Genomic DNA, 22219 nt, shown 5'->3' with positions numbered 1-22219 from the left:
AAAGTAGTACCATGATTGTAGATTCTCATTGTCATTTAGATCGTTTAGATTTTGAAAAACTAGACTTAGACTTAGACCAAGTACTAGATAATGCTCGCGCTAAAAAGGTTGAACACTTTTTATGTGTAAGTGTAACTTTAGATCAATTCCCAAGTATGCTGGATAAAATTAAGAACTATCCAGATGTTTCTGCATCATGCGGTGTGCATCCACTCGATCAAAAAGACGCACTCGATAAGCAAAAGCTTATTTCACTTGCAAGCCACGACAAAGTGGTTGCTATTGGCGAAACGGGTCTTGATTACTATTACTCAAAAGACACCCATATTGTTCAGCAAGAGAGTTTCGTCGGTCATATCGACGTTGCCAATGAGCTAAATAAGCCGCTTATTATTCATACACGAGACGCTAGAGAAGACACTATTAACTTAATGCGCGCTCACAATGCCGAGAACTGTGGCGGTGTATTGCATTGTTTTACAGAAAACTGGGAAATGGCCAAAAAAGCCATTGATATGGGCTTTTATATTTCGATTTCGGGCATTGTTACGTTTAAAAATGCAGTAGAGTTAAAAGACGTTGTAAAGCAAATTCCGCTAGATCGCTTACTAATCGAAACAGATTCACCGTATTTAGCACCTGTGCCATATCGTGGTAAAACAAATCAACCAGCCTATGTTGAAGATGTCGCTTACTACATTGCTGAGTTAAAAGGGCTCACTTTTAACGAATTAGCTGAAGCAACAACTAACAACTTTTATTCGTTGTTCAATCAGGCTAAAAGGGCGTAATAGTGGACGGCGTATCGAACTTACCTCAGTTAGTAATGGGGCCAATGGTACGCCGAGCAGATGCAGGGCGAGTGTGCTTTCAATTTGTTACAACTAGGCCTTGCCAATACCGAATAGAGTTTAAAGGTGTTGAGACATTCTCTAGCTTAGAATCAATCCAATTAGGGCAACACCTTTACTTAAATTTCATTAATGTCATGCCAGTCAGTGGCCAGTTTGCAGTTGATTCACTGATCTACTATTCATTACATGATGAAGAAAAAAGCCTTGATTTATCGTCTTATTGCTATGAACGTGCCGAATCTCCGGCATTTGTGATCCCAAATCGACTCGATAGAATTCTTCATGGTTCGTGTCGTAATCCTCATCACCCTGCAAAAGACAGCCTTGTTGCTGCAGATAATTGGCAAAATGATCAGCGCCAATCGCTTAATGCAGGTGCTGATTTATTATTGTTATCTGGCGACCAAATATATGCGGATGATGTCGCAGGGCCAATGCTGCTCGCGATTGAAAAAGTGATTAGTCTATTTGGTGTGTTTCAAGAACCAGAGCTTGATTTAGATTTGCCAGAAGAGTTTGAGCAGCAACTATATCAGCGCCATTTACACTTACCCAAAGTACCTTGGCAGAAAAGGAGCAAATTTGGTGTTGGTTATTGGCTCAAAAAAGACGAGCCACACTTCTCAAGTTTAAAAGCTGAAAACCACTTAATTCATTTTCAAGAATTTATTGCGCTTTATTTATTAAACTTCAGCGCTGTTACTTGGCAGCTAATAGATTTTGAATCAATTGAATGCCCAGCATTAGCCCCTAAATACGCTAACTTATTTAAACTTGAAAAGGACGCACTGGTTGGCTTTGCAAAGGGTCTTCAAAGCGTTGAAAGGTTATTCGCTAATGTGTCGACATTAATGATGTTTGACGATCATGATGTCACCGATGATTGGAACTTAACCGCAGGCTGGGAGCAGGCTATTTATCAGCACCCAGCTAGCCGTCGTATTGTAAATAATGGTTTAATTAGTTATTGGTTAATGCAGGGGATTGGTAATGATGCAGGCGATAACTCACTGTCTTTATTACCCAGCTTTAAAGAAAGTCTGCAGCAACAGAGCTGGTATTTTAAAGACTTTGATAAGTTAATACTCAATTTTAACCATTGGCATTACGAGCTTAATACCATTCCAAAGGTTGTAGTGCTCGATACCCGAACCCATCGCTGGCGTAATGAACAAAACTTCAATGAGCCATCAGGTTTACTTGATTGGGAAAGGCTCACTGAATTAGAAGAAAGCTTACTGTCTCACGATAAAGTGATTATCGTATCTCCAGCTCCGGTGTTTGGTGTTAAATCGATTGAAGCAATTCAAGCGATTTTTAATTTTTGCGGGCAACCCTTGTTAGTTGATGTTGAAAACTGGATGGCCCATGAAGGTTCTGCTAAAAAGTTGCTAGATACTTTTCGCCGTGAAGATACGCCAAAAGAAACCTTGATCCTCTCTGGTGATGTTCATTATTCATTTTGTTTTTCAGTTCAAAAGCGCTTTGGTAAGCATAAAAATCGGATTTGGCAGTTAACCGCCAGTGGTATTAAAAATGAGTTCCCACGCAAACTTATTAATGTACTCGATAAGCTCGACTCAATTTTATATGCGCCAAAAAGCCCACTTAACTTTTTCACTAAACGTTGGCAAATGGAAGTTGATAAACACCAAACCATAGGCGAAGGGCAAAAGTATTTGGTCAGTAATGCGGCTATCAGCTTAATTGAGCTCAATGACGGTTTGCTTGCTAAATATGAACTTATTCACGCTGATAACCAAATAACTGAATTCGATTTAAACGATAATTAATCTATTGCTTTGCGATTCGCCTCAACGTAGTCAGCAACATTACTTACTGTATCTAACCAAAACCCATTTTTAGGATCTTGTAGATAAACAATGAGCTGCTCTAGCGCGTCGGTGCCGGTAGTGTACTGATCTCGTTTGCCAATATCGTGGCCTGCCAGAATGATCCAACTATTGTTAGTTCGGTGCTGCTCTATGGTTTTTTGGATCTCTTCGAAAGTAAGTCCATCAATGGGTAAGCTAGTTAACTGCGAAAAGTCTGTAAAGTTGGGGTTATTCGCCGTTTCGTCGAGCCAAGTTCTACCTGTTTTAAAGTGCTTGGCTATTAACGGTACATAACTTTTAGTATTTGCACCACGGCCAACAAAGGTGTTTCCGCAAGGGTAGGCAAAAGCGGTTGGTGTCACGTTGAGTGTGGCTTTTATATAGTCTTGCCCCTTTAAGATATCTTGCTCCATTTCTTTTAGCGTAAATTGTTCAAGCGACACCCCAAGTTCACGAAGCCATTCAAAGTTGCCGGTACACAAGTGGCTTGCCGTATGATTCGCAATTTCGTGACCTGTTTTTACAGCCATTTGCCACTTTTCAACACGTTCTTTTACGTTAAAAGGGGATACATAAAATGTCGCTTTTATTTGGTATTTGTTTAAAAGCGCTAAACCGGTATCAACTTGGCTATGTCTTGCATCATCAAAAGTGATACTGACAGCATTTTTAGCCTTATTAGGGTAGTCAAAGCCTAGGTAGTCACTGCTTTTTGCCAGAGTTTGGCAGCTGATTAAAAGTAGTAGTACGACGCACAAGGGTTTAAGCATAATCAATCCTTTATCATTGTTTTTACAATGAAATCAAAAAGACTAATGCTTTGCTATGCGACTTTTGAATAAAAAACGCCCAGAACGAATCCGCATTGTTCTGGGCTTAGGGGGTGGCTCGTGTGAGCCTGCGCTAACTATAAAAAAACACCTTCTAAATTCAGTAGGGAGAAGTAGAAAGTACTTTTAAGTGTAGTTAATCAGCAGGAAATTGCACGGTAAATATACAAATTTTATACTAGTTTAAAATCAGTCTGTTACATCTTTTTACCTAAATTAGTGCCTTATTTATACAGTCTTTATGCGCAACTTATACCCAAGTTATCAACTGGGCATTTTGGACCAAATCACGAGGTAATGAGTTCTTAATTTTATTCTTTTGCCACTTACCTAGGCCTACCGGACAACCACATAACATTAAAACTACTTCACCATTATCTTGCGTTGGTTTTTCGAGTCGAATATCTTTACCGTTAAAGTAATCGTTTGCTTGGCAAGCAGACATCTCAAAGGTATTTTTATCGCAATCTTGGCCAAAGACAGTGGCAAACTCGTGAGTTAAGCGAACTCCGCCTTTGTGGATCACACCAAGTTGAATACCTAAACGTGAGTATTTAATTTTATCTTGCAGTTCATCAAAGCCACCAGGAAACAACCAAAGCTCTTTATCACGCTGCATTAGCGTGCCTTTGAGTGATTTTAGACCGAATTGTTTTTTAATTGTTTGCATAAACGCTTGGCTTTGCTTTTTATCAAACTCAGCAAACGGAAATGCGCCTTTTTTAACTTTTTGATTAGGGTTATCGCTTGACGCTATTTTCTTAAATTTAGCTATGAAGAAACCTTCACTGTCGTAAGTTTGCGGCCAAACATGCAAATAACCTTCGCTGGTTGTTGCTTTGTCTGCACCATCAAAAAGGCTATCGAGCGATTGTACTTCGATGCAATCAGGGAACTCTGCTAATAGATACTCACACACTTGTTGGTTTTCAAGCGGTGTTAAAGTACAGGTCGAATACACTAATGTGCCGCCTGGTTTTAAGGCATAAAAGGCACTTTTGATAAGGGCTTTTTGCACAGCAGCAATATCAATATTTGACTCAATTGACCAATTCTTTAGGGCGTCTGCATCTTTACGAACCGTGCCTTCACCTGAACACGGGGCATCTAGCAAAATACTGTCGAAGCACTCATACATGTAATCCCCAAAGATCACACCGTCAAAATGTGATAATGCACAATTACCTACGCCCATACGTTTAAGGGTTGCTGCTAATACTTTTAAGCGTGACGATGACAACTCATTGGCCACTAACACACCACTATTATCCATCATGGCAGCGATTTGTGATGTTTTTGAACCCGGTGCTGATGCCATATCAAGTACCGCATCGCTTTGCTGAACTTCGGCTCTCAGTGCTACAGGCGGTAACATTGAGCTGGCTTCTTGTACATACATAGCACCACTTAAGTGTAAATCGGTATTTCCGATGGCAAGCGCCGCTTCTTCGTCGCTAGGACGTGTTAGCCAGAATCCTTCTTCACACCATGGAATTGCTGTTAATTCCCATCCTTTTTTGGCGCATTGACGCTGAAATTCATCGACTGACATTTTTAAGGTATTTACGCGAACAGATCGTCTGAGTGGGCGGCGACAGGCTGCAATAAAGTCGTCTAATGATAAATGTTCGGGAAGGTAGCTTTTTACATCATCAATAAATGAGTCAGGAATATATGTATTAGCGTCCACTAAATGGCTCTCACATCACGTAATAATAGCTGGATCATACCATTTATAGCGCTATCAGGGGATATTTTTAGCTTTTTAAGAGTGATATTGAAGTGTCGACACATTGCCAATATAAATGTTCTTTATAGCCATTATTTTTGATAAATATCAATTTATGTCGACATTTCGCTGGTTTTTTAGCCTATTTTTCCGATCTGAAGGTTGACACTTGCAATGATAGGGCGCATAGTGAACTCACAAATTGTCGACAATCTTAATTTAGTACTTTGATAGACCTATTATGACAGAGCAAAAAGCCAACGATAACTACAACGATATCACGATAACAACAGCATCAGACCAAGTGTTTGTCGACATGCGTCGTGAAATTGTCCAAGGCACCATCGAGCAGGGTAGCAAAATTTCTGAGCCAGAACTTGCTAAACGCTATGGTGTAAGCCGTGCCACCTTACGTGAGGCGCTAAATCGTTTAGAGAGCTGTTATTTGGTAGAGCGTAAAGCAAATGTCGGTTGCCGTGTCGTTGCACTAACAGCTGAGCGTTTAATCGAAGTCTATCAGGTTCGTAGTGCCTTAGAAGGGCTGGCTTGTCGTTTAGCTGCCGATAACATGGAACCTGAAGAAGTGCAGGGTTTAAAACAGTTATTGAACCAGCATTTACAAACACAGCGTGTAAAAGAAGGTGAATCATACTACCAAGAAGCGGGCGACCTTGATTTTCATTATCGCATTATTAAAGGGTCGAAAAACGCACACTTAATTCATCTTTTATGTAATGAGTTGTACCAGTTAATTCGTATGTACCGTGTACAAATGGGGATGGTTGGGCCGCGTGTATCAAAAGCGTTTGATGAACACTTGGCTATTATTAATGCCATTGAAAACCATGACGGTGAATTAGCCGAAATGCTTATGAAGCGCCATATCAGTGCGTCTCAGGCAAATATTCAGACCAAGTTTGACTTACTCGCAGCAAAAAATTAGTAGCGCTTTAGTTAAACAGTCACAATTTAGATTTAAAAAATAGAGTTAGCCAAAGAGCTAAAACCGTTCAAAGATAGGAGTTATCCAATGTCAGCAGGATTGAAATTCAAACAGGCAATCGCCAACAACAAGCCATTGCAAGTGGTTGGCACCGTCAACGCGTACTGCGCAATGATGGCAGAAAAAACAGGTCACCAAGCACTTTACCTCTCAGGTGCGGGTGTTGCTAACGCATCATACGGCATGCCAGATTTAGGTATGACTAGCCTTGATAACGTACTTGAAGATATTCGTCGAATCACCAGCGCTACCGACTTACCGCTTCTTGTTGATGCTGACACAGGGTGGGGCGGTGCATTTAATATTGCTCGTACCGTTAAAGAAATGACCAAAGCAGGCGCAGCTGGCTTTCATATTGAAGACCAAGTAGCACAAAAACGTTGTGGTCACCGTCCTAATAAAGAGATCGTGTCTAAAGATGAAATGGTTGACCGTATTAAAGCTGCGGTTGATGCCAAGACAGACAGTGATTTTTATATTATGGCGCGTACTGATGCATTTCAAAAAGAAGGCTTAAATGCCGCGATTGACCGCGCAGCAGCGTGTGTTGAAGCAGGTGCAGACGCCATCTTCGCAGAAGCGGTACATGATTTAGCAGATTACCAAGCGTTTGCTAAAGCGTTAAATGTGCCGATTCTTGCAAATATCACTGAATTTGGTCAAACGCCACTTTATACAAAAGAGCAATTGAGCGAAGTGGGTGTTGAAATTGTACTTTATCCACTTAGTGCATTTAGAGCCATGAACAAAGCCGCACTTAATGTGTATTCGTCTATTCTTAGCGAAGGCTCGCAACAAAGCCAAGTAGACAATATGCAAACACGTGCGGAATTATATGAGTTTTTAGATTATCACTCATATGAAAACACACTCGATAACCTTTTCTCAGCTAAAAAATCATAACGACAACATATAAGGAGAACACTCATGGTAGATAAAGCATTAGGCGGCGCAGGTTTACGTGGTCAAGTAGCAGGTGAAACAGCACTGTGTACAGTAGGTAAGTCAGGCTCAGGTTTAACTTATTGTGGTTATGATATTAGTGAATTAGCAGATAAAGCGCAGTTTGAAGAAGTGTCTTTTTTACTGTCGCGCGGTGAATTACCAACAGAGTCTGAGCTGACTGAATATAAAGCAAAGCTAAAATCACTACGTGGTTTACCAGATGCACTTAAAACAGTGCTTGAGAACATTCCTAAAGACGCGCACCCAATGGATGTAATGCGTACGGGTTGTTCTATGCTAGGTAACCTAGAAATGGAGCAAGATTTCTCGCAAGCGAATGATGCGATTGATCGCCTAGTTGCCGTATTCCCAAGCATTATTTGTTACTGGTATCGTTTTAGCCATGACGGCGTTCGTATTGAAACTGAAACAGATGATGATTCGGTAGGTGCACACTTCTTACGTTTATTACATGACGAAGCACCATCAGCACTGTTCGAGCAAGTAATGAATGTGTCTTTAATTCTTTATGCAGAGCATGAGTTTAATGCATCAACATTCACTGCGCGTGTGTGTGCATCAACATTGTCTGATATTCACTCTTGTGTAACGGGTGCTATTGGTAGTTTACGTGGTCCATTACATGGTGGTGCGAACGAAGCGGCTATGGATATGATTGAAGGCTTCACAAGTGCAGACCAAGCTGAAGATGCACTGATGGGTATGCTTGAGCGTAAAGACAAGATCATGGGCTTTGGTCATGCCATTTACCGTGAATCAGATCCACGCAACGTGATCATCAAAAAGTGGTCAGAAAAACTGGCAGCAGAAGTGGGTGATGATGTTCTATATCCTGTGTCTGTTCGCTGTGAAGAAGTTATGTGGCGTGAAAAGAAATTATTCTGTAATGCTGATTTCTTCCATGCATCTGCGTATCACTTCATGGGGATCCCAACTAAGTTATTCACGCCAATTTTCGTGATGAGCCGTGTAACAGGTTGGACAGCGCACGTGAAAGAGCAACGTGCTAATAACCGTATTATTCGCCCAAGTGCAGATTATACGGGCCCAGAAGCGCGTAGCTATACGCCAATTTCTGAGCGTTAATCGTAATTAAATCAGTGATAGGGGTAGCTTGGCTGCCCCTTTATGAAGGGGCGAAATAAATACAAAAACAATCAGCCCACCTTTGTTCACCGTCACCAAGTACAAGTAGAATCATCATGAATACAAATTTTAGAAAACCATTAGCAGGCACCGGAGTCGATTACTTTGATACTCGCGCTGCTGTTGATGCAATTAAACCAGGCAGCTATGCCACACTTCCTTACACATCGCGAGTACTTGCCGAAAACTTAGTTCGTCGCTGTGAACCTGAAATGCTAAATGATGCACTGTCGCAGTTAATTGACCGCAAGCGTGATTTAGATTTTCCATGGTTTCCTGCGCGTGTTGTGTGTCACGATATCTTAGGTCAAACAGCGTTAGTTGATTTAGCAGGCTTGCGTGATGCCATAGCTGCAAAAGGCGGCGATCCTGCAAAAGTAAACCCTGTGGTACCTACACAGTTAATTGTTGACCACTCATTAGCCGTTGAACACGCAGGTTTTGAACCTGACGCATTTGAAAAAAACCGTGCTATTGAAGATCGTCGTAACGATGACCGTTTCCACTTTATCAATTGGACAAAAACAGCATTTAAAAATATAGATGTGATCCCGCCGGGTAACGGCATTATGCATCAGATTAATTTAGAGAAAATGTCACCTGTGATCCAAAAACGTGATGGCGTGGCATTCCCAGATACATTAGTTGGTACAGATAGCCACACACCTATGGTTGATGCGTTAGGTGTAATTGCTGTCGGTGTCGGTGGCCTTGAAGCTGAAAGCGTGATGCTTGGCCGTGCATCTTACATGCGTTTACCTGATATTGTAGGTGTTGAACTAAAAGGCAAGCCACAACCGGGTATTACTGCAACCGATATCGTATTAGCGATCACCGAATTTTTACGTAATGAAAGAGTTGTGTCGACCTACCTTGAATTTTATGGTGAAGGTGCCGATGCACTTACCCTAGGTGATAGAGCAACTATCTCTAATATGACGCCAGAGTTTGGCGCAACAGCTGCGATGTTCTACATCGATGACAACACACTTGATTACCTACGTTTAACAGGCCGTGAAGAAGAGCAAGTTAAACTAGTTGAAACTTACGCAAAAGAGACTGGCCTTTGGAGTGATAGCCTTAAAACGGTCGAGTATGAGCGTGTGTTAACTTTTGATCTGTCTTCAGTTGGTCGCAATATTGCGGGCCCTTCAAATCCACATCGCCGTGTTGCAACAAGCGAACTTGATAAAGCAGGTATCACTGGCGTTGTTGAGAATGAAGAAGGCTTAATGCCAGATGGCGCCTGTATCATTGCTGCAATCACAAGTTGTACTAATACCAGTAACCCACGCAACGTTATTGCTGCAGGTTTACTTGCGCGTAATGCCAACGCTAAAGGGTTAACTCGTAAGCCATGGGTTAAAACATCACTGGCACCGGGTTCTAAAGCGGTTAAGTCTTACTTAGAAGAAGCCAATTTATTACCTGAGCTTGAACAACTTGGCTTTGGTATTGTTGCCTTCGCGTGTACAACCTGTAACGGCATGAGTGGTGCGCTTGATCCAAAAATTCAGCAAGAAGTGATTGACCGTGACCTATACGCAACGGCTGTACTTTCGGGTAACCGTAACTTCGATGGTCGTATTCACCCTTATGCTAAACAAGCATTCTTAGCTTCACCACCACTGGTTGTTGCTTATGCTATTGCCGGTACTATTCGTTTTGATATCGAAAAAGATGTATTAGGGCATGATCAACAAGGCAACGAAATTCGCCTTATGGATTTATGGCCATCAGACGAAGAAATTGATGCAGTGATTAAACAAAGTGTTAAACCTGAGCAGTTCAAAAAGGTTTACGAGCCAATGTTTGATTTAAGTGTAGATTATGGCGAAGACAACGATCCGCTTTACCAATGGCGTCCACAAAGTACTTATATTCGCCGTCCTCCTTATTGGGAAGGCGCATTAGCGGGTGAACGCTCTTTGAGTGATATGCGTGCCTTAGCTGTGTTGGGCGACAACATCACTACTGACCATTTATCACCTTCAAATGCGATTCTAGCGTCAAGTGCTGCTGGTGAATACCTGGCTAAAATGGGTCTGCCGGAAGAAGATTTTAACTCGTATGCTACTCACCGAGGTGACCATTTAACAGCACAGCGTGCTACATTCGCTAACCCTAAGTTATTGAATGAAATGGTTAAAGAAAATGGTGAAGTGAAGCAAGGTTCATATGCTCGCATTGAACCAGAAGGCAAAGTGACGCGTATGTGGGAAGCTATCGAAACCTACATGCAGCGCAAACAACCGCTTATCATTGTGGCTGGTGCCGATTATGGTCAAGGGTCATCACGTGACTGGGCTGCAAAAGGTGTACGCCTAGCTGGTGTTCAAGTGATTGCAGCCGAAGGCTTTGAGCGTATTCACCGTACCAACTTAATTGGTATGGGTGTATTACCACTAGAATTTAAAGCAGGTACCACGCGAACTACGCTAGGTATTGATGGTAGTGAGAGTTTCAGTGTTAAAGGTGAGCCAACACCAGGCGCAACACTGACACTAGTGATTACCCGTGCCAATGGTGAAATCGTTGAAGTACCAATGACGTGCCGTTTAGATACAGCTGAAGAAGTGTCAATTTATTCAGCGGGTGGTGTACTGCAACGTTTCGCGCAAGATTTTTTAGAATCTGAGGAGCACTAAGCAATGGTATTTAAACCACAAATTAAGGTGCCAGCGACCTATATGCGTGGCGGCACCAGTAAAGGGGTGTTCTTTAACTTGACTGATTTACCCGAGCCTGCTCAAGTGGCAGGTGAGGCGCGCGACAACCTGTTATTACGTGTGATTGGCAGCCCCGATCCTTACCAAAAACAAACTGATGGTATGGGCGGTGCAACCTCAAGCACCAGTAAGACGGTGATATTATCGAAAAGTACTAAAGCTGATCACGATGTCGATTATCTGTTTGGTCAAGTTGCTATCGATAAAGCGTTTGTAGATTGGAGTGGTAACTGCGGTAATTTAACTTCAGCAGTCGGGGCCTTTGCTGTGTCAAATGGTCTTGTTGATGCCAGCAAAATTCCAGAGAACGGCGTTGTTGAAGTTAAAGTATGGCAAGTCAATATTAGTAAAACCATCATAGTGCACGTGCCAATTACTAACGGTGAAGTGCAAGAAACTGGTGATTTTGAGCTTGATGGCGTGACCTTTCCAGCCGCTGAAGTAAAACTTGAATTTATGGACCCTGCTGATGGCGAAGGGGCTTTGTTCCCAACAGGTAACTTAGTCGATGAATTAGAAGTGCCGGGTGTTGGTATGTTGTCTGCAACGATGATCAATGCGGGTATTCCTACAGTTTTCATTAACGCCAGTGAAGTTGGCTATGATGGCACAGAGCTACAAGAAGCCATTAACGGTGATGCATCGGCACTTGAAAAGTTAGAAACGATTCGTGCCTATGGGGCGTTGAAAATGGGGCTAATTTCTCATATTGATGAAGCAAAGGCACGTCAACATACGCCAAAAGTAGCTTGGGTTGCACCAGCTAAAACTTATCATGCATCAAGCGGTAAAGTTGTAAACGAAGCTGATATTGATTTAGTAGTACGTGCTATGTCGATGGGTAAGTTGCACCATGCCATGATGGGCACGGCTGCGGTTGCAATAGGTACTGCAGCTGCTATTCCTGGTACCTTGGTAAACCTTGCTGCAGGTGGTGGTGAGCGACAGGAGGTAAACTTTGGTCATCCTTCTGGCACTTTAAAAGTGGGCGCTGCTGCAACACTTGTTGATGGTAATTGGCAAGTCACAAAAGCAAGTATGAGCCGAAGTGCACGTGTATTAATGGAAGGCTGGGTTCGAGTTCCTCAATAGTACACAGCTGTGCACAGATATAATTTAAATAAAGCGGCGGTTACGCCGCTTTGTCTTATCCGTAGCATTGTTGCTTCATGCCTTCAATAAACTCATCAAACTTGCCGCTCTGTTGCATGAGTTCTATTTCATCATTTAAGTCTTCTAAAACTTTTTGCCAGTGTGGCGTTGATTTGCTGACAGAAAAATATAGCGGTTTGTATTCAAGCTTAGGCTCTAATGCGACCAGTGATTCTAGTATTTGTCGTTTGCCGCTAATTGATAATTCAGACTTGTAAACGCTTGCTTTTAACACTTCAAGATCTGCCACAATCAGGCTTACGCGGTTACTAAGTAAGAGATGAATTAGTTGGTACTCATTATTAGCGACGATTATATCGATTTCTTTATTATCAATCATGGCATCGAGTTCTTTGGTGTTTTTATATGAGCGAACTACACCAATAGGCAAGTCTTTTACAGAGTTTAAATCCCCATTAAATGGAATTTGAGTTCCCTTTAACGCCACGAAAGAAAGATCCCCACCTGGAATGGCATGGCTTAAAGCGAGTAAATCGTTGCGGGTTTTATCAAGGAAGTTATCTGAAATAACATCATCTTCAATGAAATATTCAGGAAAGAGAATATCAGCGCGACCTAATTCAGCCTCTCTTACGGCACGTGCCCAAGGATAAAAACCAATATGCACGCCATAACCTTTTTCAAGTAAGGAGCTTACAGTAAATTGATAGAGCCAGCCTTTGTTGCATAAGTTTTCGTCTATATAAGGAGGCCAATCTAAAGTAACGAGCTTTAATACATGTTTGGCATCTAAGTTATACCCATATCCGCCGTTGAAACGCACCGCTTCTTCAGTGATGATTTCGCCATTTTTTTCAAAGCTAACAGGCGTAAGGCCCGCAAGAGCTTGATATGAGGCGAATAAAAAAAATACGGTCAGTAGTTTCATAAATTGTTTAAGTTTTTGTTATTTATCTAAAGCTTAGCCTTTTGCCGTAAATATACAACCTAGTAACTGTAACAATATCTAACGGATGGAGTACATTTTTCGATCACAGCTTATATTAATAGACTTGAGTGACAAAAAGTTTACATTTGTATTATGATACCACTTAATGCTTTTGCAGCTTAAGGATAACAACAATGATAAAACCAAGTATCTATATATCACTTCTCACAAGCTCTATGCTTGCTCACGCACAATTACCGCTTAGCGTTACAAGCCCAGATGGACAAATAACTGTAAAACTCGAAAAACAACAAAATCAGCTTGTTTATAGCGTAAATTATGGCAACCAAGAGTTTTTGCAGCAATCACAGCTTGGTTTAAATACCAACCTGGGTGATTTTTCACAAAGCCTAAAATATAAAAGCCATACAACAGCTTCAGTCAATGAAAGATATAAGCTGCATAATGCAAAGGTGAGTGAAGTAAACTACACGGCGAATACCTTAAAAGCGCAATTTGAAAACCAAGAGGGCAAAGTACTAGGAGTCGAGTTTAACGTGTCTGATAGCGATGTTGCATTTCGTTATCAGATATCGGGAGCTGAAACTGATACCCGTATTAAGGTGTTAGCTGAATACAGTGCTTTTAACCTACCAGATAATGCAACCACGTTTATAAGCCCACAAGCCTTACCTGAAACGGGCTGGATGCAAACAAAACCAAGTTACGAAGAGCCTTACACCTTCAACGCAGCCCTTGGAACACCGTCAGCGAATGGCGTGGGCTATACATTTCCTGCATTATTTAAAAATAGCGATAAAGGCTGGTTATTAATTTCTGAAACCGGTGTTGATAGCCATTATGTTGGCTCAAAATTAAGCGAAGGCACGAAAGACGGTGTTTATCGTATTTCATTTCCTCAGGCTGGAGAAAACAATGGCATTGGTGCAACTTATGCGGCTATGGCAATGCCTGCAACCACACCTTGGCGCACCATCACGTTAGGAGCAAGTTTAAAGCCAATTGTTGAATCAACCGTGGCGTTTGATTTGGTTAAACCCCTTTATCAAGCAAGCCAAGAATATAAAATGGGTCGTTCAACATGGAGCTGGATTGTTTGGCAAGACCCAAGTATCAACTACGATGATCAAATCAAATTTATCGATTTAGCTGCGTCATTAAACTTTGAATATGTATTAATCGACAATTGGTGGGATAAAAACATTGGCCGCGAGAGAATGGCTGAATTGGTTAAGTACGCCAATGGAAAGGGCGTTGATGTTATTTTATGGTACAACTCAAATGGCTGGTGGAATGACGCACCTCAAACCCCACAAAATAGAATGAACAGTGCACCAGCACGTCGAAATGAAATGGCGTGGTTGCAAAGCATTGGTGTTAAAGGGCTTAAAGTAGATTTTTTTGGTGGTGACAAACAAGAGACCATTAAACTCTATGAAGATATTCTTACAGATGCAAATCAGTATGGTTTAGTGATCACCTTTCATGGCAGCACCATCCCGCGTGGCTGGGAAAGAATGTATCCTAACTTCGTCACATCTGAAGCAGTACTGGCATCGGAGAACCTTGTTTTTCATCAAAATTCGTTAGATTTACATGCCTATAACGCGACTATTTTACCGTTCACTCGTAATGCTATTGGCGCTATGGACTTTGCCCCAGTGTTTTTAAACAAACGCTTATCTCAAGATCAAACAGTCGGCAATATTCGTAAAACCACAGATACATTTGAACTGGCAACAGGTGTGCTTTATCAATCACCAGTGCAACATTTTGGTCTGACGCCAAATAACCTTGAAGAACAACCTCAATTTGTTATTGATACTTTAAAGGCGATGCCAACGGTATGGGATGAAACACGCTATATTGCAGGTCAGCCGGGTCAAGATGCAACGATTGCGAGGCGTCATCAACAAACATGGTGGGTAGCAGCCGTGAATGGTGAAAATAAATCTAAAACATTAGATATTGATTTACCTATGTTAGCAGGTAAAAAAATCACCCTGTTGTTTGATAAAAAAAATGGCATTGCAGGTACTAAGCAAGTCACAGTAAGTAACAGTGGTAAATTAACCTTAAACTTATTAGCTCAAGGTGGCGCACTGATAATTGGTCGCTAAATGTGAGTTAATAGGCGATAAACAAAACCAAGTAGAGAAAAGCGAGCAGGTTGCTCGCTTTTTTTATAGCTATATTTGCCTTGTTAAATTAGACGTGGGTCACAGAGAGGAGGGATGCGCTAATAAACTTAGCTTTTTATTTTTTTAAATTAGAGAAATTTAGAATTAGTACACAGAGTGGATTCGAACCACCAACTTTTGGTGTGGGTCATAGAGAGCGGTAGTGTTCTAAACAACTGAGCTACACAATATTTTAAATTAGGAAAAATTAAGAATTTGTACGACCGAGTGGATTCGAACCACCGATTTTGGCGTGGGTCATAGAGAGCGGTAATGCTCTAACCAACTGAGCTTTTAAATTTATAATTCGGGAAATTTAGAATTGGTACGACCGAGTGGATTCGAACCACTGACTTTTGGGCCGGGTCATAGAGAGCGGTAGTGCTCTAACCAACTGAGCTACAGATGTTTTAAATTTGGAACATTAAGAATTGGTACGACCGAGTGGATTCGAACCACCGATTTTGGCGTGGGTCATAGATAGCGGTAGTGCGCTAATCAACTGAGCTACAACTGTATGATTTTGGTTTTATGATAGAAAAATTATAAAGAATTGAATAAGTTGGTACGACCGAGTGGATTCGAACCACCGACTTTTGGGCCGGGTCATAGAGAGCGGTAGTGTTCTAACCAACTGAAATAGAACTGTATAATGTTGATTTTAGGATAATAAAATTCTGAGGAGTTTGAATAAATTGGTACGACCGAGTGGATTCGAACCACNCCGACCCCTACCATGTCAAGGTAGTGCTCTAACCAACTGAGCTACGGTCGTACTGAGATGTTAAAATCAAGATTGGTACAACCGAGTGGATTCGAACCACCGACCTTTGGAGCGGGCCGTTAAGAGTGGTAGTGCTCTTTCCTTTGGTTATAACTAAATCATGGTACAACCGAGTGGATTCGAACCACCGACCCCTACCATGTCAAGGTAGTGCTCTAACCAACTGAGCTACGGTTGTATTTTGATTTTAAATGGTTGTTAGCGTGGCTAAACAACGGAGGCTAATATATAGCGACTGGTTGTGTGAATCAAGCAGCTTTAGCTATTTTTATGCTAAGTGCTGGTTTTTTATTCATAACGGACTAATTTCGCACCTTCTATAAAAACCTTGCCACCAAGTGACATGGCTTTTAGCTGAGCGCTTTAGATTTTGTAAAATTGCATCATTGCTATCGCTCTCTACAAATTTGCCCATTTCTGTGTCACGCCATATTTGCTGGTAAAGAGGTTGTAGGGTTTCTAATCGACCCACTAAGAATGATTGATAGGGCTGTAATTGCTCTAAATAAAACTTTTTAAACACATTACTTAGCGTTTGCGCCTTTTGTTTATTCTTGTTCGCAGGGCAGAGCTCATCTTTTGAGTACTGCTTGAGCAGCGCTGTTATTTGTTGATTGTAATGTGTTTGCACCCTTGCCGCCGAAATAAGAAGCTTGTTGTATTTAAAACGGTTTAATACTTCGAGTTGGTTGATGATTTGCTCAGGGTCTACAGCGTTTATTTTGCCGTTATTAATATGGTTGTTTAATTTAGCAATTTGCTCCATCGCGCTCACGGTTTCGCTAAAACCTGCGGTGTTTTCATCAATCTGAGTCGAACTTAGCTGCCAGCTTTGCTTAAACTCGCTTTCGTTGAGCAGCATAGCTTTAAAGTAGTTAGGAAGGTTTGCTTGCTTTTGTACTGCGGTGAGTTTTATTTTTTCAAACAGATCATCCTGATCTTCAAAGCTTTCTAAGCACTCATTTGCGCTTTGAATAAACTTAATTTGATAACTAAGAATGTTAGCAGGCGTCGCTGTTTTGCCAAGCTGGTTATTGTGCTCAGCAATAAGGGTTGCAAGTTTACATTGACGTAACTGGGCAAGTTCAAGCATGCCAATGGTTGCTTTATCTTCAGTATTTTCAGTGAAGTGGTTAACAGCTAGTGTACTTGGTTTAGAGAGTTTAAAACTTTCAGTTTTAAGTACGTTTTCTAATCTTTGCGCGTAGGTGTGATTTACATCACCGGAAGAGGGCGTGCAGGCAATAAGTGCCAGGCACGCTGTTGCGATGATAGAGTTTAAAAGGCTATTGGTTTTGCAAAAAAGGTGCATGTTTAAATCGCCTATGAACAGTGAACATCAACATAATTGCTGCGGCACTTAACCCCACAATAATACCTATCCAAAAGCCATGAGGGCCCAGTGCTGGAACAATTAAATCTGTACGAGCAAGTACGAAGCCAAGCGCAAAGCCGATCAACCAATAGGATACAAAGGTGATATAACCAATCGGTGCCGTGTATTTCAATCCACGTAAAATACCATTGGCAGAAACTTGCAGGGCATCTGGTAACTGGTAGATACAAGCAAGTACCATGATTGAAGAAGCAAGAGCTAATACTTCAGGGTTGTCAGAATACAATTGGCTTATAATATCTCGAGCAAAAAAGGTCACACTTGCCAGTAAAAAAGCAATAATTGCCGCGAGAATATAACTCGTTTTAACGGCATTTTTTAACTGCTGATAATGTTGTTGGCCAAACAAATTGCCTATTCGAATGCTAATGGCAATTGAGAGGCTCAACGGCATCATAAACAGTAATGTCGTCACACTGGCTGCAATTTGGTGACCGGCAACAGCAACTGCACCTAAGTGTGCTATAAACAAAGGAATACAAGCAAATAGCGTTACTTCAAAAAAAGTAGCTAATGAAATTGGAATACCCACTTTGGTGATAGTCCACAAAGTAGCGGGCTTTGGCGCTTCGAAATTGGCTAGCAATGCTTTGGCATCAATCTTTTTGTTAAAGTGACAATAAATAACCTGAGTTAACGCCATTGCTGTAAATACCAGCGCCGTGGCAATACCACAGCCCGCGCCACCGTACGCTTGAAAACCTAATTTACCGTGTATAAATACGTAGTTGGCCGGAATATTAACTGCTAAGCCAATTAAACTAATGTAAAAAGCAGGTTTGGTCATTCCCATACCTTCAGTGATATTTCGGTACACACTGAAAAGTAAAAAACCAAAAATACCCCATTTAACAAAATGAATGTATTGCTCAGCTAAGTGGGTAATAGACTGTGAAGTATCTAATTGACTAAGCACAGTATCAGCAAGGCTTGCCAGTCCTAAACCGATTATGGCAAGTACTAACGCCAGATACAGGCCCTGTTGAAAATAATGACTAATACCTTGTTTATCGTTTGAACCAGCAAACTGCGCTATGATCCCGGTTAACGCCAATAATATGCCTTGCAGTGCAAGCATCAACGGATTCCAAATACCCGTTGCAATAGAAAGTGCCGCCAAATCTGTTGCACTGACTTGGCCTGCCATCACGGTATCTACAACCGTCATTAAAATAAGGGTTACCTGTGCCAAAAAAACAGGAATGGCTAACGAAATTAACCTTTTGGCTTCCCAACTACAAAAAGACATAAATTACACGACTAAATAAACAGACAGCCATTGTAATCTATTCATAGATCAATAAAAATCGCAGTTATCTATTTAATGAAGAAAAGAGAAAGCGATGTTCACTGGAATTGTGCAAACGCAAGCCGTTGTGGTTGATGCTACTAACCAAGGCGGTGTACTAAGGCTAGCTTTAAAAGTAGAGCAGCAATATGCTGAAAACCTGAATATCGGCGCAAGCATAGCTATTAATGGTTGTTGTTTAACCGTGGTGAAGTTTGCATCAGACACGAAAGGTTGCTGTGTTATAAATTTTGATGTGATTGATGAAACATTAAAGTTAACCAACCTAGGTATGCTTGTTGTCAATGACACGGTGAATTTTGAGCGTTCAGTGACTTTTGGTACTGAACTGGGCGGGCATATCGTGTCGGGTCACATTCATTGTATGGCCGAGATACTTTCAATTAACCACCATCAAGATAACTGTAAAATGCAATTAGCATTAACAAAAGAGTGGCAAAAATACGTGCTTTATAAGGGATTTGTGAGCGTTAACGGGGCAAGCCTCACTGTAGGTGAAGTTGATGAGCAGGGCTTTTGGCTACACTTGATCCCAGAAACACTCTCTATTACCAATCTCGATAACTACCGCGAGGGTGATAAGTTAAATATCGAAGTCGATCAGCAAACTTATACCATTATCAACACGGTCGAAAATTATCTCTCGCAACAAGCAAAATAAATACATCAAACGAGCTTAATAAATATAGCAAACGAGCAAATTAAAAAATTTGCTCGTCGTCACTATCGACATGTAATTCGAGTTTGTTGTGTGCGTAATCTATATGCATATTTAAATGAATGGGATTGCAACATGCTGCGCAATCTTCATAGTAATCTTGGTCACCGTCGCTTGCATCAAGTGCAACATGAATATGGTGGCCACAGTGAGGGCATGAAATCCGTTGTGTGTATTGGTCTTTCATCAGCTTTTACCTTAATCAGGCATGCCTGAGTTCGTTAAATTGCAATCTTTATTAAACCCTAACTCATCAAAAATGAATCTAGATTTAATTAGATTGATATAACTCTCTAACCGAATAGATGTAAGCGTAGTGCTACCAATTCGGTTAGCATCTTTATTAATACGCTTTATAAGATAAATATAGCTGTGTTTAGCGGTTTGTGTCATTCCTTTTACAGTGATTTCGTGCTTATTTCAGTAGCTGATCAATTTGTTGTTTTGCTTCAGTAAGATAGTGCCCAGCAAATATATTGGCATTATTGAGCATAGGGTATAGTTGATAGATGGCTCTACGTTGCTCGTAACCTACCTGCAATGGGTAGATATCGTTATAGGCATCATAAAAGCTATTAGGCAATGGCGCATAAAGCTCACTCATGGCAATATCGCATTCCCGATCACCATAATAACAAGCAGGGTCAAATACACTGGGTACATTATTATAAAAGCCCATATTTCGACGCCAAAAATCACCATGCAATAACGATGGCTCTACAACATGGCTATGCAGTGCGTCTTTAACAAAAGCGATGAAGGTGTCTTGGTTGACAAGTTCAATGCCTTTTTCTTGTAATAACTGCAATTGCCAACCAATGCGTTCTTCAGCAAAAAATACATCCCATTTTTTGTGCCAACGATTTGGTTGTAGAGTAGGGCCAAGAAAATTATCGTTATCTAAGCCGAACATGGCTTGGGTATGCTTTTGGTGTAAATGGGCAAGGTGTTCCCCCATTTCATGCCAATTGGTATGGGGCTGTTTATCAAGCTCTAACCATTCAAGCACGATAAATGAAAACTCAATATTGCAACCTGTGGTGATGCAGTCTGGGATCATAAATAGGCTTTCTTGGGTTAATAGCTCAAGATTAAAGGCTTCGCACTCTAGGCGCTCTAGATCACTCAAGTGAGCAACTTTCACAAAGAAGTGGTGTAGATCATCACCAATTTGAAAGTATTTGTCGTTATTGGGTGATTGTAATTGGCGCTTAAAGGTATGCTTAAAATCAAAGTGCATCGCTTGGCTAATCTGTTCATTCACCGAATTCCACATAATTTTGTTCACCTTTTAACCATATAATTAAACTATGGCAAAAAGACGATGAATTAACAAACCCATAGCGTTAATATTGTTAAAGTTTATCGAAGTACTTATGAGGGGTCAGATGAATAAAAGTCTCATTACTAATTTAGTGGCGCTTGCCTTAGTATTAGTCGGATTTTTATTTGAACAAGCAATTGTGCTTTCTGTTGGTTTATTTGCGTTATCGGGCGCAGTAACTAACTGGCTTGCTATTCACATGCTATTCGAAAAAGTACCATTTTTATACGGCTCTGGGGTTATCACTTTAAAGTTTGCCTCTTTTAAGGTGGCTATTCGTAACTTGGTAATGACCGAGTTCTTCGCCGAAGAGAAAATCGATCAGGTAATGGCGTTAGCTAAGCCAAATATTGATTTAGAGCCAGTGATCAGTGAAGTTAATTTAAGTCCGGCTTATGACTCATTAATTGAGGTTATCGAAAACTCACAATTTGGTGGCATGCTATCAATGTTTGGTGGCCGTGATGCGCTTGAGCCGATGCGTGAACCTTTCATTGAAAAAATGAAAGCAGCGGTGATTGATATTTCAAAGAGCGACGAATTTAAAACCATTCTAGATGAAAAGCTATTTGCCAACTCTCATCTTGGTGGCTCATTGCACAGTACTGTTGAGCGTTTAGTTGATGAGCGTTTGAATGAGCTTACGCCAACCATGGTAAAAGATATTATTCAAACCATGATCAAAGAACATTTAGGTTGGTTAGTGATTTGGGGCGGAGTATTTGGCGGCCTATTTGGCCTGATCGCTGCGCTAGTTTAACGAAGAAGGAATTTGTAGCAGGCCTTTAAAGACCTGCTACAGTGAATTCATCATTATTTAGAACCAGCAATAACAATCACTGTGTCATCAGATACTTTAGCAATATCTTGAATACTTGTTTTTGTTGCTGTTTCAAAATTTAAGTATTTCGCAGAGTTATGAAAACCATAAGTGCTTGCAAACTTATCAGTCGTCATATCATTGCAAAGTAGTTTTTCTGTCATTACTCGTTTGCTTAAGCGTAGATCGCGCATTGTGCTTGATACGTTTAATGGTTTGTTAGAAGCAATGGCCATGCAAGCTTGCGTGCCAACAGAGTTATCTGCTGCGACAAATTGTGCTGCACTTGCATCAGTTGCTGCTAATGAAGAACCTAAAATTAATGCTGTACCTAGTGCTGTAGTTAACGTATTCATCTTTCTCTCCAGTTGTTGTCCGTATTACGTTTAGTATGTGCGACCTCGCTTTTATGGATACTTCACACTTCCTGTTTGCTGGGCACATTTAAAGTATTACGCTAAACAAGAACAATTGCTGTTAATGAATATCGACAAGATGTAAGTAAGTATGTAGATGTGAACAAGTAAAACTAAC

18 protein-coding genes and 3 tRNA genes are annotated in these 22219 nt (G+C 41.0%); 10 read left to right on the top strand and 11 right to left on the bottom strand.

The window, feature by feature from the left end:
• The first annotated feature begins 11 nt into the window (after positions 1-11).
• Complete coding sequence (locus tag AN213_RS11210; protein WP_054561371.1) at positions 12-791, top strand: TatD family hydrolase; 780 nt, start codon at positions 12-14, stop codon at positions 789-791.
• Positions 791-2647, top strand: coding sequence for an alkaline phosphatase D family protein (locus AN213_RS11205; protein WP_408002936.1), 1857 nt, complete (start codon positions 791-793; stop codon positions 2645-2647). The genes AN213_RS11210 and AN213_RS11205 overlap by 1 nt, the downstream gene beginning before the upstream one ends.
• On the opposite strand, the gene AN213_RS11200 is transcribed toward AN213_RS11205, so the two are convergent.
• A complete protein-coding gene (locus AN213_RS11200; RefSeq protein ID WP_055198656.1) occupies positions 2644-3459 on the bottom strand; it encodes a polysaccharide deacetylase family protein in 816 nt (271 codons plus the stop codon). The genes AN213_RS11205 and AN213_RS11200 overlap by 4 nt on opposite strands.
• 310 nt (positions 3460-3769) lie before the next feature.
• The gene (gene rsmF, locus AN213_RS11195; protein WP_055198655.1) at positions 3770-5209 is read right to left on the bottom strand and encodes a 16S rRNA (cytosine(1407)-C(5))-methyltransferase RsmF; all 1440 of its coding nucleotides are present in this window, start codon (positions 5207-5209) and stop codon (positions 3770-3772) included.
• A gap of 280 nt (positions 5210-5489) precedes the next feature.
• Between rsmF and AN213_RS11190 the strand changes: the two genes are divergently transcribed.
• From AN213_RS11190 to prpF, 5 genes are all read left to right on the top strand, one after another.
• A complete protein-coding gene (locus AN213_RS11190; RefSeq protein ID WP_054561374.1) occupies positions 5490-6191 on the top strand; it encodes a GntR family transcriptional regulator in 702 nt (233 codons plus the stop codon).
• A gap of 87 nt (positions 6192-6278) precedes the next feature.
• The gene (gene prpB / locus AN213_RS11185; protein WP_054561375.1) at positions 6279-7154 is read left to right on the top strand and encodes a methylisocitrate lyase; all 876 of its coding nucleotides are present in this window, start codon (positions 6279-6281) and stop codon (positions 7152-7154) included.
• Positions 7155-7178: 24 nt separating this feature from the next.
• Complete coding sequence (prpC, locus tag AN213_RS11180; RefSeq protein WP_054554725.1) at positions 7179-8303, top strand: 2-methylcitrate synthase; 1125 nt, start codon at positions 7179-7181, stop codon at positions 8301-8303.
• A gap of 116 nt (positions 8304-8419) precedes the next feature.
• Positions 8420-11011 (top strand): Fe/S-dependent 2-methylisocitrate dehydratase AcnD, encoded by a 2592-nt coding sequence (gene acnD / locus AN213_RS11175; RefSeq protein ID WP_055198654.1) that lies wholly within the window; start codon positions 8420-8422, stop codon positions 11009-11011.
• Positions 11012-11014: 3 nt separating this feature from the next.
• Complete coding sequence (prpF, locus tag AN213_RS11170) at positions 11015-12184, top strand: 2-methylaconitate cis-trans isomerase PrpF (RefSeq protein ID WP_055198653.1); 1170 nt, start codon at positions 11015-11017, stop codon at positions 12182-12184.
• A 55-nt stretch (positions 12185-12239) separates the two neighbouring features.
• Here prpF and AN213_RS11165 read toward each other — a convergent pair whose 3' ends face one another.
• A complete protein-coding gene (locus AN213_RS11165) occupies positions 12240-13133 on the bottom strand; it encodes an ABC transporter substrate-binding protein (protein WP_055198652.1) in 894 nt (297 codons plus the stop codon).
• A 194-nt stretch (positions 13134-13327) separates the two neighbouring features.
• On the opposite strand from AN213_RS11165, the gene AN213_RS11160 reads away from it, so the two are divergent.
• Positions 13328-15274, top strand: a complete 1947-nt coding sequence (locus AN213_RS11160) for a glycoside hydrolase family 97 protein (RefSeq protein WP_055198651.1) — start codon at positions 13328-13330, stop codon at positions 15272-15274.
• A 282-nt stretch (positions 15275-15556) separates the two neighbouring features.
• On the opposite strand, the gene AN213_RS20165 is transcribed toward AN213_RS11160, so the two are convergent.
• The 5 genes from AN213_RS20165 to AN213_RS11140 all read right to left on the bottom strand — a co-directional run bounded on the left by AN213_RS20165 (position 15557) and on the right by AN213_RS11140 (position 18763).
• Positions 15557-15627 (bottom strand) — tRNA-OTHER (locus tag AN213_RS20165).
• A gap of 403 nt (positions 15628-16030) precedes the next feature.
• Positions 16031-16109, bottom strand: a tRNA-Val gene (locus AN213_RS11155).
• 110 nt (positions 16110-16219) lie between these two features.
• A tRNA-Val gene (locus AN213_RS11150) sits at positions 16220-16296 on the bottom strand.
• A 114-nt stretch (positions 16297-16410) separates the two neighbouring features.
• Entirely contained in the window at positions 16411-17430 is a 1020-nt protein-coding gene (locus AN213_RS11145) for a DUF3080 family protein (RefSeq protein ID WP_055198650.1), read from the bottom strand.
• Positions 17405-18763, bottom strand: a complete 1359-nt coding sequence (locus AN213_RS11140) for an MATE family efflux transporter (protein ID WP_054561383.1) — start codon at positions 18761-18763, stop codon at positions 17405-17407. Before AN213_RS11140 ends, AN213_RS11145 begins: the two co-directional genes overlap by 26 nt.
• Positions 18764-18857: 94 nt before the next feature.
• Here AN213_RS11140 and AN213_RS11135 point away from each other — a divergent pair, with 94 nt between their 5' ends.
• Entirely contained in the window at positions 18858-19484 is a 627-nt protein-coding gene (locus AN213_RS11135; protein ID WP_055198649.1) for a riboflavin synthase, read from the top strand.
• 40 nt (positions 19485-19524) lie between these two features.
• On the opposite strand, the gene AN213_RS11130 is transcribed toward AN213_RS11135, so the two are convergent.
• A complete protein-coding gene (locus AN213_RS11130; RefSeq protein ID WP_054561385.1) occupies positions 19525-19728 on the bottom strand; it encodes a CPXCG motif-containing cysteine-rich protein in 204 nt (67 codons plus the stop codon).
• Between the two features lie 228 nt (positions 19729-19956).
• Entirely contained in the window at positions 19957-20817 is an 861-nt protein-coding gene (locus tag AN213_RS11125) for a fructosamine kinase family protein (protein WP_055198648.1), read from the bottom strand.
• 112 nt (positions 20818-20929) lie between these two features.
• Between AN213_RS11125 and AN213_RS11120 the strand changes: the two genes are divergently transcribed.
• Positions 20930-21625 (top strand): hypothetical protein, encoded by a 696-nt coding sequence (locus tag AN213_RS11120; RefSeq protein WP_054561387.1) that lies wholly within the window; start codon positions 20930-20932, stop codon positions 21623-21625.
• 53 nt (positions 21626-21678) lie between these two features.
• Here AN213_RS11120 and AN213_RS11115 read toward each other — a convergent pair whose 3' ends face one another.
• Positions 21679-22041, bottom strand: a complete 363-nt coding sequence (locus AN213_RS11115; protein WP_054561388.1) for a DUF3718 domain-containing protein — start codon at positions 22039-22041, stop codon at positions 21679-21681.
• Positions 22042-22219 lie beyond the last annotated feature (178 nt).

The organism is Pseudoalteromonas sp. P1-8, from assembly GCF_001399985.1.
Lineage (GTDB): Bacteria > Pseudomonadota > Gammaproteobacteria > Enterobacterales > Alteromonadaceae > Pseudoalteromonas.
Note: the sequence above shows the minus strand (reverse complement) of the source record. Positions and strands in the feature narration are given on the sequence as shown.

What these genes read in the sequence shown, in the direction of transcription:
- AN213_RS11165 (WP_055198652.1), bottom strand. Translation starts at nt 13,133, where the DNA reads ATGAAACTACTGACCGTATTTTTTTTATTCGCCTCATATCAAGCTCTT.
- prpF (WP_055198653.1), top strand. Translation starts at nt 11,015, where the DNA reads ATGGTATTTAAACCACAAATTAAGGTGCCAGCGACCTATATGCGTGGC.
- AN213_RS11130 (WP_054561385.1), bottom strand. Translation starts at nt 19,728, where the DNA reads ATGAAAGACCAATACACACAACGGATTTCATGCCCTCACTGTGGCCAC.
- AN213_RS11135 (WP_055198649.1), top strand. Translation starts at nt 18,858, where the DNA reads ATGTTCACTGGAATTGTGCAAACGCAAGCCGTTGTGGTTGATGCTACT.
- AN213_RS11210 (WP_054561371.1), top strand. Translation starts at nt 12, where the DNA reads ATGATTGTAGATTCTCATTGTCATTTAGATCGTTTAGATTTTGAAAAA.
- AN213_RS11160 (WP_055198651.1), top strand. Translation starts at nt 13,328, where the DNA reads ATGATAAAACCAAGTATCTATATATCACTTCTCACAAGCTCTATGCTT.
- AN213_RS11115 (WP_054561388.1), bottom strand. Translation starts at nt 22,041, where the DNA reads ATGAATACGTTAACTACAGCACTAGGTACAGCATTAATTTTAGGTTCT.
- acnD (WP_055198654.1), top strand. Translation starts at nt 8,420, where the DNA reads ATGAATACAAATTTTAGAAAACCATTAGCAGGCACCGGAGTCGATTAC.
- AN213_RS11190 (WP_054561374.1), top strand. Translation starts at nt 5,490, where the DNA reads ATGACAGAGCAAAAAGCCAACGATAACTACAACGATATCACGATAACA.
- prpC (WP_054554725.1), top strand. Translation starts at nt 7,179, where the DNA reads ATGGTAGATAAAGCATTAGGCGGCGCAGGTTTACGTGGTCAAGTAGCA.
- AN213_RS11120 (WP_054561387.1), top strand. Translation starts at nt 20,930, where the DNA reads ATGAATAAAAGTCTCATTACTAATTTAGTGGCGCTTGCCTTAGTATTA.
- AN213_RS11140 (WP_054561383.1), bottom strand. Translation starts at nt 18,763, where the DNA reads ATGTCTTTTTGTAGTTGGGAAGCCAAAAGGTTAATTTCGTTAGCCATT.
- AN213_RS11145 (WP_055198650.1), bottom strand. Translation starts at nt 17,430, where the DNA reads ATGCACCTTTTTTGCAAAACCAATAGCCTTTTAAACTCTATCATCGCA.
- AN213_RS11200 (WP_055198656.1), bottom strand. Translation starts at nt 3,459, where the DNA reads ATGCTTAAACCCTTGTGCGTCGTACTACTACTTTTAATCAGCTGCCAA.
- prpB (WP_054561375.1), top strand. Translation starts at nt 6,279, where the DNA reads ATGTCAGCAGGATTGAAATTCAAACAGGCAATCGCCAACAACAAGCCA.
- AN213_RS11125 (WP_055198648.1), bottom strand. Translation starts at nt 20,817, where the DNA reads ATGTGGAATTCGGTGAATGAACAGATTAGCCAAGCGATGCACTTTGAT.